Annotated in this window: 1 protein-coding gene; it reads left to right on the forward strand. The window is 55.5% G+C overall.

The features are described 5' to 3' along the window. On the forward strand, nucleotides 1–245 hold a 245-nt coding region (locus tag ACRHOC_RS14990; protein WP_431159424.1), incomplete at both ends, for a hypothetical protein.

The following is a 245-nucleotide window of genomic DNA, read 5'->3' on the forward strand; positions in this document are numbered from 1 at the left end:
CCTGTACACGTTCGTGTACAGGGCAACCTGGATGCGGTCGGAGCTTTCTGTTCGGTCGATCCGGATCTGATCGACGCCTTGCACCCGGATCGCATTAAAGACCAGAAGCAGCTCTTGCCTGGTTTGATCGCAAGCGATGTTAAGGCAGATCGAAAAGTTGATATGAGCCCGTTCGTGCGAAAGAATCTGAACGCTCAGCTGAAGCGCTGCCAGCCCGCCTGTTCAGCCTTTGAGGGCGAGCCTGT

This window comes from Winogradskyella poriferorum (genome assembly GCF_050618035.1).
Lineage (GTDB): Bacteria > Bacteroidota > Bacteroidia > Flavobacteriales > Flavobacteriaceae > Winogradskyella > Winogradskyella poriferorum_A.